This is a genomic window from Caldicellulosiruptor kronotskyensis 2002 (assembly GCF_000166775.1).
GTDB classification, from domain to species: domain Bacteria; phylum Bacillota; class Thermoanaerobacteria; order Caldicellulosiruptorales; family Caldicellulosiruptoraceae; genus Caldicellulosiruptor; species Caldicellulosiruptor kronotskyensis.
Window position 1 is genome coordinate 1953007 of the sequence record NC_014720.1, and the last position, 12132, is coordinate 1965138.

Below are 12132 nucleotides of genomic sequence, written 5' to 3' on the forward strand. Positions count from 1 at the left end.
TGGTATACATAGAAATCACTTTACCCTCTTCAATCTTGTATTAATAGTCACACCAGGAATTCTTCCTGTTATTCTGCATATTTACTACTAAATTTTTTATATCCACTGTCATGTTAGTTGAAGGTACTTCAATGTTTTCATAAAAAGTACATACCTGTAGTCAAACCCATTTTAATCTCTTCATGTTGGACAGAAAAAAATAATCTTTCATTTTCGATTTTGAATTTTTCCACATCATCAAGTCTACTAATCCTCATATGGTCTGCTCACTTCCCTTTAAAAATTTTTGATTTAGTAGCCCTAACATCTCAAACCTCAAATTCTTCATCTATGACCTCAGCTTCAATCAAAAGATTTTTATCCTCTAAAATCTCTTTTGTAGTGCCAATCTTCAGTATTCTGTGGTCTGGTGAAAGCAAAATTGTATAGTCAGCTAAGCGAAAAAGCAAGTCAAAGTGGTGTGTAGAAACAATTAGAGTTTTCCCGACATCTTTGAGCTGTTTTAAAATCCTTGCAAAAAACCTTATGCTTTTGGGGTCAAGGTCGTTTGTTGGCTCATCAAGTATTAAAACCTCCGGGTTATTTGCAAGTATTGAAGCAAGTGCTACTCTTTTTTTCTCCCCACCGCTCAATGTCAGTATATCACTTTCAAGTAAATTATCAATACCTATAAACTTTGCTACCTCCAAAACTCTTTTTTGGATTTTGCTTTCATCATTCATAAACTGCCTTGGGCCAAAAGCAATCTCATCAAACACAGTGAGATTAAAAAGCTGAAGTTCTGTCTCCTGAAACATATAACCTACCTTTTTGTAAAATCCGTTTTTGAAAAGCTCATTAAAAGAAGTTTTATCAACTTTTTTATCATAAAAGTAAAGCTCTCCTTCAAAATCAAGTATGATTCCAGAAAGTATTTTCATTAGTGTGGTTTTTCCACTTCCGTTGCAACCTACAAGCGCATAAGCCTTTCCTTTCTCAATCTCAAAACTTGCTACTTCAAGAATGGTTTTGTTGTTTACCCTGTATGTTATATCTTTTCCCCTGAACACTGCACTCATTTTAAAATCCTCTCCAAAATACTCATAATAATTAATGAAAATACCACCAAAAGTTCTGAGATAGTGACCTTAAATCTATACTCAGATTTAATATTTCCAGATGAAAAGCCACGCGTTTTCATGGAGATATAAGTAACCTCTGAAATATACATGGTCTTTTGAGCAAAGGCCTTTATCATAGATTTTACAAAATCTAATCTATTCCTTGATACACCCACCGTCCTTATCTTTTTTGCGAACAAAATATCTGTAATTGTATGTAAAAGTACAAAGATGTTCCTTATCGTGAGCTCAACAAGCCATATGAATTCTTTCAATCCCCCAAAAAAAGAAAAAGGCTTAAAAAGCCTGTCAATTCTTGAGTTATATATTACAACCTCACCTGTCATTATAATGATACCTGTCTTTAAAACCTGCAAAATAGCTGGCATAATATTCTTTGTTATAAGCATATAAGGAATACTTATTATAAATGTAACAAGCGGCACAAACCCCCAAGATGAAACAATCAATGCTTTGATATCAGCTTTTGATATTGCTGCAACTACCAATACAAAAGTAAAAGCAACTGCTAAAAACAAAATACTATCAGAGATACTCACAAGTAAACTAAACCATATTAAAAACAAAAGTTTTGCCCACTCATCAATTCTTGTAAATGAACTTTTGCTTCTTTTGAAAAACCACTGTGAAACTTTCAAGTAACCAGAAAGACTCTTTTCCACATATCCTTCTTTTGCAACTTTGACTTTAGCGTTATCTTCTTCTCTCAAAAAATCTGGCAGCACTTTATCTTACTTCCTTTCAGTCATCAAATGTTTTAATAATAAAAATATCGCGAATATCACTGCTATTCCAATTAGTGCTGATAAAATATAGCCAATGTACTGGTTGTGAATAAATTTAACTGAATAGCCATCAAAAAGGTCAAATTTATAAACCTCAGCATACCTTTTTAATCCCTCAGGCACAAACCCCAGCATCTTCTTTATTTCTTCTTCAGTCCACTCGCCAAACGCCGGGTTTTGCGTCAAAAGCCCAAGCGGTGTCAAAATAGCAAGGGCAAACAGAATTATTATACTCACCTTGAGGTTATTGTCAACTCCCCTTTTCATAACAAAAACACCCCTTTAAACTTCCTTTTTTATCTTAGCAAAATTTTTTAAAGGTGAATATAGCAAAACTGTCAAAACTGCTTCAACCACCCCAACAATCAAAAGGTGTGGAACCATCATAGCAGGAATGGTTGTTTTCAAGTCGTACATAAAATATAAGGGTTTTCCTGCTTTTGTAAATAAAATTGGTTGAAGTCCAAGCTCAACTGCTGTCAAAAGTGCAGCCACATTTGTTGAAATGTATGTGCTTATAAACATTCTCACCTTTTCATTCTTGAGATTAGCCATTTTTAAAAGGCTGTCGACAAAAATGGTAACCAGCGGAATAGCAATGGCCATATTAAACACATTTGTTCCAAGTGCTAAAATTCCTCCATCTCTGAACAAAAGAGCTTGAATTATCAAGACCACTGTAGATGCTATGATTGAAGCAAACGGCCCGAACAGATAAGTTATAAGCGGTATTCCAGTAATATGAGCAGAACTTCCTCCCACTACCGGAAAGTTGAACATCATAACAATAAATGTAAATGCTGATGCCACTGAAAGATGAACAAAGGTCTTTTCATCAACTGATTTTTTAAACTTTGCAAATGCAAAGCCAACTGATGCCACAGATGCAGCATAAAATGTAGCACAAGTTTGCGGACTTAAATAACCATCAGGAATGTGCATTTGTACCTTTCCTCCTTTTTTTAAAGTATTTGTGAAAAAATAAAAAAGCCCACGAAAAGCTGCTTACTTCAGCCCTTCGTGGGCTTTGATTCAGATATTTTGTTCTTTTAGTAATCCCTATTTACTCTGTCGTTTTTAATTTTATCATATAACTCGATTACTGAGCAATACTTTTTGTTGAAAGGCAATTATACCCAAAATATCCATTTAACTAAATTAGAAAAAATTGATAATTAAATCCCCTTAAATACATTTTACAAAAACTTGTGCACCATCCAATCCTTCTGCCCAAGCTTTCAATTTAAATTCTCCTTTTTTGCCAATGCTCTTTACTATTGCCAATGCTCGCCCCTTATAGAGCTTTCTCTCTCGGCTAACAAATGGTTCTGTTGACAAAGGATTGCTACTTCCTAAAGCAACAAGTTCACCAACACCTTCAACTTCTACAACTATTCTGTTATCTGCAAAAACAACCTCTCTTCCATTCTTATCTACTGCAATTATTTTTATATAACACAAATCGCCATAAGAAGAGGACATAACATCTCTATCAGGCAACAGTTTTAAGGCTATGGGCTCACCTGTTGTTTCTATTTTGTCTCTGCCAATCTCTTTACCATCTTTGTATGCTACAGCTTCTATCACTCCTGGTTCATAAATTGTGTCATAAACCATTTTAAACTGAGTATTAATCCCTACTTCTTTTCTTCCCAAACTTCTGCCATTTACAAACAGCTCAACCTCATCTGCATTTGCATAGACATGTATCGCTATTGGCATCCCTTCACATCCAGGAAAAGTGTAGCTTCGTTCAACTGGCTCCCATGCCCAGGGTTTAAAGTATAGTTTTTTGCCATACATTTGCGGTGGAAGTATTACAATATAAGGGTCTTTTCTATTTCCCCAAACAACATCTCTATAATACGATTGAGGACGTTTTTCACCACAGATATCAATATCCCCACAATTTGCTAAAAACCATGGATAAGACCCGCAGAAAGATTTAAGGTCATCTGCTTCAATACTTACCCTACCAAGACCTGCTTCGCCCAAATAATCAATAGCCGTCCACACAAAATCACCTATAACATTCGAATTTTCCATTGTTTGTTTCCAGTTTTTAAAAAGAGTATATGGATAAGTTTCTGTGCCACAGATTACTCGGTCAGGATATTTATACCTATCGTATCCATATCTATCTACTTTATAGTTATAACCAACTACATCAAGAAACCTCGAAAACTTTTCTGAAAATTCGCCCCATTTATCTTCAATAACATCTGCTTCTTGTTTAAGCATTCTAATTACATAGTCACCTTCTTCAATTATAGCAAAAAGCCTTTTATAATCATCCGGAATTGCGCACAGTGCCGCTGTTATCAGCCTTGATGAATCCAAACTTTTTACCTTTTTAGCTAATCGCTCGCACCAGGTGTATATTGAGTAGCTGCTATCATCGTCAACATCAACTCCAACTCCCCATGTAATCTCGTTTCCTATTGACCACATTATTATCGAAGGATGATTATAGTCCCTCATTATGGTGGACTCCAAATCTTCTTCCCAGTACTTGTCAAAAAATAGATGGTAGTCAAAGCTAACCTTGCCAGCATGCCATACATCAAAAAATTCTTCTATCACAAGCATCCCTAATCTATCACATGCATCCAAAAAAGCTGGGGCAAACGGATTATGAGCAAGTCTTACCGCATTGAATCCAGAAGCTTTTAAAAGTTCTACTTTTCTCTCTTCTGCCCTATCGTAACTCGCACTTCCAAGTGGTCCATTGTCATGATGAATACAGCCACCTTTTAATTTTAATGGCTTACCATTTAATTTAAATCCTTTCTTTGGATCAACTGAAATTGTCCGAATACCAAATAATGTAGAAGCACTATCTTCAATACTCTCATCACAAATAATAGTTGCTTGAATTTTATAAAGATATGGGTCTTCTATATCCCAATATTTAAATGGTTTTTGTACTAAGGATTTGGCAATTATCTTTTCTTCACTTTTACCAATCAAAAACCTCTCTTCACTGCTGAGAATTAGTTTCTCATCTTTTGAAAATACATCAAATTTTATTACCCCTTGAACTTTTTCATTAACACTGTTGACAACAACAGCTCTTACTTCTAACTTTGCAGTTCCATTTTCAATTGCTTTAGTTTGAACATGCAAATGCCATGGTTTTATATACACCTTGCCACCAATGTGTAGCCACACATGTCTGTATATGCCACAACCCGCGTACCATCTTGAGCTTGGCTTATGAGTATTTTCTACACGCACAATAACAATGTTCTTATCATCAAACTTGACATGCTTTGTTATATCAATTAGAAAACTTGTGTATCCATTGAAGTGTTTAGCAACTAACCTACCATTTACAAAAACCTCAGCTATACCCATGATTCCTTCAAACTCAAGTATTAAGTTTTTGCCTTGCCACTCTTCATCTAAAATTAATTCTTTTTTGTAATACAAACTGCATCCTGCAGTATACCCTTCCCCAGCACCTGAGGGATTGACCTCACTTCTTTCCTTCTCAATTACAGCATCATGTGGCAGATCCACCTTTTTCCACTCATATTCTGAACTTGTTAAGTTTAATACATTTGCAAAACCAAGCTCAAGATACTCCCATGACCTGTCCAAATTTATCTTCTGCATTTTTGAAACTCAAGAACATCTTGAGCCGCTTCAGAAAATCAGCGGCTCAAGATGGCTGGGGTATTTATAGTCCGCCACATCAAAGTCTCCCAGCCCCAGCAGGCGGTTTTCTGGGGAAACTTTTCTCTTTTCTACTCACTACTTTTTCCCATTTCTTGACATCTTGTCAATTGCCTCCCACAGCCCGTTCAAATACGCAATGCCAAGTGCTCTATCATAAAGTCCATAACCAGGTCTTCCTTTTTCGCCCCAAATCATCCTTCCATGGTCAGGTCGCAAATACCCGTCAAAACCTATGTCGTATATAGCCTTTATAATCTCAAACATGTCAAATGAACCATCTGTCGATAGGTGTGATGTCTCGTAAAAAGATCTCTCACCTGTAAATTTTATATTTCTCACATGCATAAAATGTATTCTTCCCATTTTGCCAAAATACCTTATAAGTTCCGGAATGTTGTTTTCCCTGTTTGCCCCAAGCGACCCTGTGCACAAAGTCAACCCATTGTACGGACTGTCAACCGCTTTTAAAAACTTTTCTATATTTTTCTTGTTTGTTACAACCCTTGGAAGACCAAAAAGTGACCAAGGCGGATCATCAGGATGTATTGCCATTTTAACATCACACTGCTCACACACAGGAATTATATTCTCCAAAAAGTAGATAAGATTTTGCAAAAGCTTATTCTCATCAACATCTTTGTACATCTCAAACAGGCTCTGGAGCTGTTTTAACCTGTAGTTCTCCCAACCAGGAAGAGAAAATCCTTGTGAGCCCCTTTCCATGCTTTTTACAAGTTCATCTGGTGTCATATTTTTAAGTATCTCATGGTTATATTCCATAACCTCAGAACCATCAGGGAGCTTTTTTGCAAGGTCTGTCCTCAGCCAGTCAAATACAGGCATGAAGTTATAGCATATTACTTTTACACCCGCTTTTGCTAAGTTCCTTATGGTCTGCTTATAGTTTTCTATATACCTATCTCGACTTGGAAGACCAAGTTTTATGTCCTCATGGACATTTACGCTTTCTATTACCTCAAACTTAAGCCCTGCACCTTCTACCAATTTTTTTAGCTCAAAAATCCTATCTTCCGGCCATACCTCTCCAACTGGAATATCAAAAAGCGCTGTTACAACACCATATATCCCTGGGATTTGGCGTATGTATTCAAGTGGAATATTATCATCCTTTGGTCCAAACCACCTAAATGTCATTTTAAAACCCACTTTTAAAAACCCCTTTCTTTTTTAAAATCTTTTAATTTACATGCTTTTGCAATGTCTTTCTCACAGCTCCAATGCCTTGTATCATCTCTTTAAAATATTCCACTACCCTCTGAGATAGTCCCACTTCAAATAAGTCAACCCTGAAAATAACCTCATTAGTTAGAATTGGTCTTAGCCTTTCTTCCAAATCTTCATACTCTTTGCCAAGTTCTATGCCCTCAAGATGTTTTTTAAGCTCAAGTATAAGTGGGTCTGGGCTTGGCTCAAAAGCTCTCCCTTCATCATCAATGCACATTAAATACCTCAGCCACCCTGCTATTACAAGAGGGATGTATCTGAGGCTTTTCACATCTAAATCCGGGCTTTCTAAATATGCTTTTATAGTCTCTCCAAATCTAATTGGCATCTTTTGTGATGTGTCTGTTGCAATCCTCTGCGGTGTATCAGGTATATACGGATTCGGAAATCTCTCTTCTATCACTTCCCTTATATACTCCCTTGGATTTATTATTTTTGGGTCAACAACAACCTTCAATCCCTCATCATATCCTATCTTCTCGATAAGCCTTTTTAAATGCTCATCTTTTACCTCTTCATAAATTGTCTTATACCCAAGCAGACAGCCAAATATAGCCAAAGCCGTGTGAAGAGGATTCAAACATGTCTGAACCTTCATCCGCTCAGAGTCTTCCACAGTCTTTCTATCTGTCATAAATACTCCTGCTCTTTCCAGTGGCGGTCTTCCATTTGGAAAACTATCTTCTATTACAAGATACTGAGCCTTTTCTGTATTGACAAACGGCGCAATGTATGTATTTTTCGATGTGCAAATGATATTCATATTTTCAAGTCCATCTTTCTCTAAAAGTTCCTTTATTCTCTCCGATGGCCTTGGGACAATCTTGTCTATCATGCTCCACGGGAAACTTACCAAAGAATTATCGTTCAAGTATTTAACAAAATCCTCTTCAACAAAACCTCTTTTTGCCCACTCTTTAGCTATTTGAACTATTGAACTTTGCAATTTTTCACCATTTTTAGAACAGTTGTCAAGGCTCACATATGCAATTGGCTTTTTGCCGCTTTTGTATCGAACATATGCCAAGGCTGCAACCTTGCCCATTGAACTTTTTGGACTTTGAGGTCCATTTTCTATATCCTCTTTAACTGTAGGCAGATAGTCTCCTTTGAGGTCAAACAGGTTGTATCCTTTTTCTGTTATTGTGAATGTCACCAGCTCAAGAGTGGAACTTTCAAAAATTCTACAAAGTCTTTTCCAATCTCCCTCAAAACTTTTATCGCACTTTAGCCCTTCTGTAATGCTTGCAATCACTCTTTTTTCTAAATTTCCTTTTGCATCAGATGTCACAACCAAGCAGAGATTGTCATAAGGCTTGTATATTCTGTCAATTATCTCATAGTCAAAAAGCTCTGCTGCAATCACTCCTCTGTCAAGTTCTCCTCTTTCAATTAAATCCTGAACTATTGCTGCAATATACCCTCTAAAGATGTTACCTGCTCCAAAATGTACCCAAACAGGATTTGTGTAAGTAGCATTTTTTATTTTTTCAATGTCAAACTTAGGCAAAATAATATTGGCTTTTTGCCATAAATCTTGCTTTGATATATCTTTTATCTTCAGTTCAAACATTTCAACTTCTCAACCTCGCTTTCAAAAAATATATATTACGGATATATTAGTCTTCCCTTTTCATCAGGTATTCCTGTTTTTCTATAAAAATATGTGTTGATAACATCTCTCCATTCCATTGCATGTTCTTTTTGCATATTCAATCTTTCATATACTCTGTTGAAGATCTCCTCATCAATCTTTCCTCTCAGTTCCTCCCACTTTTCTATAAGTTTATCTACCATCTCAGCTCCTTCAAAGTGAGAGTCATACATAAACTGCAGGAGCGTCTTTCCATTTTTCAGCCTAAAATCATACGGCACTCTGTGGAAAAATAAAAGAAGTTCTTCAGGACATTTATTTATATCATCGAATATTTCCTGCCAGGGCTTGTGATATTGCAACGTATAACCTGTCCCTCTTGAAGTTCTGTCAACCCCAATTGCTTTTATGTCTGCCCGATGATATGTTCCCCACTTTGAATACTCATACCCTTCCGGGTTTGGACCATAGTGATGACCTGGATTTACCATCCAGCCAAGCCCAAGCGGCGTTGTATACTTTTCGTAGATTGCGTGAGAATTAAGAAGCATCCATAAAATGTTGTCAACCACTTTTTTGTCATCTCCAAATGTTAAAATGGTCCACTCTCTTGCTATATCTTCAATCTTTTTATCTGGGTCCCACGCAAGTTTTCCAAACGTCCACAGATTCGCCTGTGCAAGGTCATGACCTGTCCAGTTGATGCTATCCCCAATATTCGAAACACCTGCAAATCCTGCATATTTCATTCCAAAAAGACTTCCATCCACTATTCTCTTTACGTACGAACCTTTTCCTTTGCAATATGTGTCAAACTCTAAAATCTCTTTCCATAGCGTCCCCAAATAGCACAGATGAATTTGTTGACCTGTATATTCTTGGGTTATTTGAAACTCTATCATCTGGTTTGTCTTTTCCATAGCGCCAAAAAGAGGTGAGACAGGTTCTCTTACCTGAAAATCCATCGGACCATACTTTATCTGTAAAATGACATTTTCAGAAAAATTTCCGTCAAGCGGCTTAAAGTTGTCATATGCAGCCTTTGCTCTATCTGTCTTAGTATCTCTCCAATCCTGCAAGCAGTTGTAAACAAACGCACGCCAGATAACAACTCCTCCATAAGGCGAAAGTGCCTCTGCAAGCATGTTTGCCCCATCTGCGTGCGTTCTTCTGTATACATAAGGTCCTGGATTGAACTCAGAATCGGCTTTTACCAAAAATCCACCAAAGTCTGGTATGTAGCTGTAAATATTCTTTACAGTTTCTTTCCACCAAATTTGAACGTTTTTGTCAAGTGGGTCTGCAGTGTTAAGACCTCCTATATAAATTGGGCTTGCAAAGTTTATGCTAAGGTAAAGTTTTATCCCATAGAGTCTAAAAATTTCTGCTATTTTCGAGAGGTCATTTAGATATTTTGGCGTAATTAACCATATAGCCTTATCTCTTACATTTACATTATTTATAACAACACCGTTTATTCCAATTGATGCAAGAAGTCTTGCATAATCCAATATACGTTTATAATTGCGTTTTACTCTACCATTAGCAAAAAATATAGATTTGCCTGCATATCCTCTTTCAATACTTCCATCCATATTATCCCAATGGTTAATAATTCGTAACGGGGCCTTTGGATTTTCTACACAATTGAGTTCTTTTAAGCTTGTTTTAAGTATAATCTTGTTTATCAAATGAAATATCCCATATATTATTCCTTTTTCACTTTTTGATGCAACAATAATGTATTTTCGTTTATTTTCATCTATAACTTTTATCAAAAATCCTTCCTCGCTTACTTCTTTTCTCTCCTCATCAGTTATAAAATTGTTGAGTCTTTCATCTGTTACTTTGCCTAAAATGATTCCACTGTCAATATTAATATTTATAGAATTGCTGAGCCTCAGCTCAGTTCCAAAAAGTGCACATAAAGCTTTCTTTAATTCATTTCCTGCATTCTGAAAATATATATTTTTCTCAAGCAATACTATCTGATCTAAAAATTTTTCGATTTCCTGGACATATTCAATTTCCTCTATAGGTTTATAAGAAAGCCAACACGTAGAATATTTTGGGTTACTGCTCCTTGATAAAATCATAACAAATCACTTCCCCCTGCTTATTTTAGAAAACGATTTCTTTTTAGTTTCTGAAAATTAACTTTCATTGACAGATACAGAATTCCTAAATTTAGAAGGACTTTTTCCTACATACTCTTCAAATTTTAATGAAAAGTAGTCAGGGTCACTATAGCCTACTTCTTTTGCTATTTCATAAATCTTCTTATCAGTTGTCAATAGCAGTTTTTTTGCATTTTCAATACGTACAAAATGTAAATATTTATTAAATGGCATATTAAAATGTTTTTTAAACATCCTGCCTAAGTAGATGGGGTTAATAAAAAACTGCTGGGCTATACTTTTTATTGTTAAGTCTTTGTTGTAGTTTTCTTTTATAAATAACTCTATTTTTTTCATAAAGCTTGATCCACTAAATTTTGAATTGTGGTCAATACAATTTATTACCTGGTCTAAAATTTCCATAACCTTAGAAATAAATTTGCTTTTTTGTATGTCTGTTCTAAATATAAACTTTATACTATCAGTTTCGAATAGCTGATATACCTCAAAGTAATCTATTATTTCAAGCACAGCAAAGAGAATATAACCTTTTATCACTTCTGGTGATACTTTGTTGTTCTGACATTCATCAAAAAATCTTGAAAGTTTTACTTTTATATCATCAAATCGCTTTTCTTCAATAAGCCTAATTAGTTCTTTTGAAAGTTTTTTATCCTCAAGGTAGTGTTCAAATTCTCCAATCTCGGACGCCTCTATAATACCACTCTTTTCGTAAAATTGAGCAAAGTTAAATTTTTTCAAAAGTTGTTTATATAATGTATGCATCTTCTGACCAGATGTATATTCCTGCACAATTATTGTCTGCAAATCTAATAAACTCCTTATTTCGTCAAAAGCCTGTTTAACTAAACTATTTTTCTTTTGCCCTTGAATGGCATTAATTAATAAAATTAAGTTAAAGTAATTATCCCAATAGCACTTAATCTCAATGCCTTTGACCAAATAATTGGCATTTATATTTTTTTCTGTTTCCATTAACTTCTCATAAACTGTCAAATCGTCTTCATATTGAAAAGCTTCCTGTTTGGAAATTCCAAGATATTTTTTTACTCCATTTTCAGTACTATCTACAATATAATCATCATCTTGTATTTCAAGAGCTCTTATAAAAGCTGAGTTCCTTCTTACATATTCAAATAATTCTTTCTTTTTATAGTCTTCCTTTTCGCTTGATATCCTCGTTTTTATCCTCTCTAATGTTTGCATAAGCTCAATCTCATCTATAGGTTTTAATAGATAATCATTTACACCATACTTTATAGCTGCTTTTGCAAATTCAAACTCATTGTACCCACTGATAATTATTATTGCAGGTTTGTTTTCAAACTCCTCTGAAACTCTCTTTATCAGCTCAATTCCATCCATCACTGGCATCTTTATGTCTGTTATTATTACATCTACTTTCTTACTTTTGAGAATATCAAGGGCTTCCTGCCCATTTCCCGCTTCATATGCAATTTCAAACCCGAGCCTCTCCCAATCAATAAGTTTAATTATACCCTTTCTCATGAATATCTCATCTTCAACCAAAAGAATTTTTATCATGGTTTACACACCCTCACTATATT

The 12132-nt window shown here is 35.3% G+C and carries 10 protein-coding genes; all 10 read right to left on the minus strand.

Annotated elements, in window-relative coordinates:
* Positions 1–137: 137 nt before the first annotated feature.
* The 10 genes from CALKRO_RS09030 to CALKRO_RS09075 all read right to left on the minus strand — a co-directional run bounded on the left by CALKRO_RS09030 (position 138) and on the right by CALKRO_RS09075 (position 12109).
* The gene (locus tag CALKRO_RS09030) at positions 138–257 is read right to left on the minus strand and encodes a hypothetical protein (RefSeq protein ID WP_013430724.1); all 120 of its coding nucleotides are present in this window, start codon (positions 255–257) and stop codon (positions 138–140) included.
* A gap of 51 nt (positions 258–308) precedes the next feature.
* Entirely contained in the window at positions 309–1058 is a 750-nt protein-coding gene (locus tag CALKRO_RS09035) for an energy-coupling factor ABC transporter ATP-binding protein (RefSeq protein WP_013430725.1), read from the minus strand.
* Positions 1055–1846, minus strand: a complete 792-nt coding sequence (locus CALKRO_RS09040) for an energy-coupling factor transporter transmembrane component T family protein (protein ID WP_013430726.1) — start codon at positions 1844–1846, stop codon at positions 1055–1057. The genes CALKRO_RS09035 and CALKRO_RS09040 overlap by 4 nt, the downstream gene beginning before the upstream one ends.
* A gap of 6 nt (positions 1847–1852) precedes the next feature.
* Positions 1853–2173, minus strand: coding sequence for a PDGLE domain-containing protein (locus CALKRO_RS09045; RefSeq protein ID WP_013430727.1), 321 nt, complete (start codon positions 2171–2173; stop codon positions 1853–1855).
* Positions 2174–2188: 15 nt separating this feature from the next.
* A complete protein-coding gene (gene cbiM, locus CALKRO_RS09050; protein ID WP_013430728.1) occupies positions 2189–2848 on the minus strand; it encodes a cobalt transporter CbiM in 660 nt (219 codons plus the stop codon).
* 243 nt (positions 2849–3091) lie between these two features.
* Positions 3092–5524, minus strand: coding sequence for a glycoside hydrolase family 2 TIM barrel-domain containing protein (locus CALKRO_RS09055; protein WP_013430729.1), 2433 nt, complete (start codon positions 5522–5524; stop codon positions 3092–3094).
* A 138-nt stretch (positions 5525–5662) separates the two neighbouring features.
* Positions 5663–6742 (minus strand): mannonate dehydratase, encoded by a 1080-nt coding sequence (gene uxuA / locus CALKRO_RS09060; protein ID WP_041741979.1) that lies wholly within the window; start codon positions 6740–6742, stop codon positions 5663–5665.
* Positions 6743–6785: 43 nt separating this feature from the next.
* Positions 6786–8405, minus strand: coding sequence for a mannitol dehydrogenase family protein (locus tag CALKRO_RS09065; RefSeq protein WP_013430731.1), 1620 nt, complete (start codon positions 8403–8405; stop codon positions 6786–6788).
* A gap of 35 nt (positions 8406–8440) precedes the next feature.
* Positions 8441–10522: an alpha-glucuronidase family glycosyl hydrolase gene (locus CALKRO_RS09070; protein WP_013430732.1), complete on the minus strand. Its 2082-nt coding sequence runs from the start codon at positions 10520–10522 to the stop codon at positions 8441–8443.
* Between the two features lie 57 nt (positions 10523–10579).
* Positions 10580–12109 (minus strand): response regulator transcription factor, encoded by a 1530-nt coding sequence (locus CALKRO_RS09075; protein WP_013430733.1) that lies wholly within the window; start codon positions 12107–12109, stop codon positions 10580–10582.
* Positions 12110–12132: the final 23 nt, after the last annotated feature.

Bases quoted from the DNA above. Each gene is read 5' to 3' on its own strand.
- CALKRO_RS09030 (WP_013430724.1), bottom strand. From the start codon at position 257: ATGAGGATTAGTAGACTTGATGATGTGGAAAAATTCAAAATCGAAAAT.
- CALKRO_RS09035 (WP_013430725.1), bottom strand. From the start codon at position 1,058: ATGAGTGCAGTGTTCAGGGGAAAAGATATAACATACAGGGTAAACAAC.
- CALKRO_RS09045 (WP_013430727.1), bottom strand. From the start codon at position 2,173: ATGAAAAGGGGAGTTGACAATAACCTCAAGGTGAGTATAATAATTCTG.
- cbiM (WP_013430728.1), bottom strand. From the start codon at position 2,848: ATGCACATTCCTGATGGTTATTTAAGTCCGCAAACTTGTGCTACATTT.
- CALKRO_RS09055 (WP_013430729.1), bottom strand. From the start codon at position 5,524: ATGCAGAAGATAAATTTGGACAGGTCATGGGAGTATCTTGAGCTTGGT.
- uxuA (WP_041741979.1), bottom strand. From the start codon at position 6,742: ATGACATTTAGGTGGTTTGGACCAAAGGATGATAATATTCCACTTGAA.
- CALKRO_RS09065 (WP_013430731.1), bottom strand. From the start codon at position 8,405: ATGTTTGAACTGAAGATAAAAGATATATCAAAGCAAGATTTATGGCAA.
- CALKRO_RS09070 (WP_013430732.1), bottom strand. From the start codon at position 10,522: ATGATTTTATCAAGGAGCAGTAACCCAAAATATTCTACGTGTTGGCTT.
- CALKRO_RS09075 (WP_013430733.1), bottom strand. From the start codon at position 12,109: ATGATAAAAATTCTTTTGGTTGAAGATGAGATATTCATGAGAAAGGGT.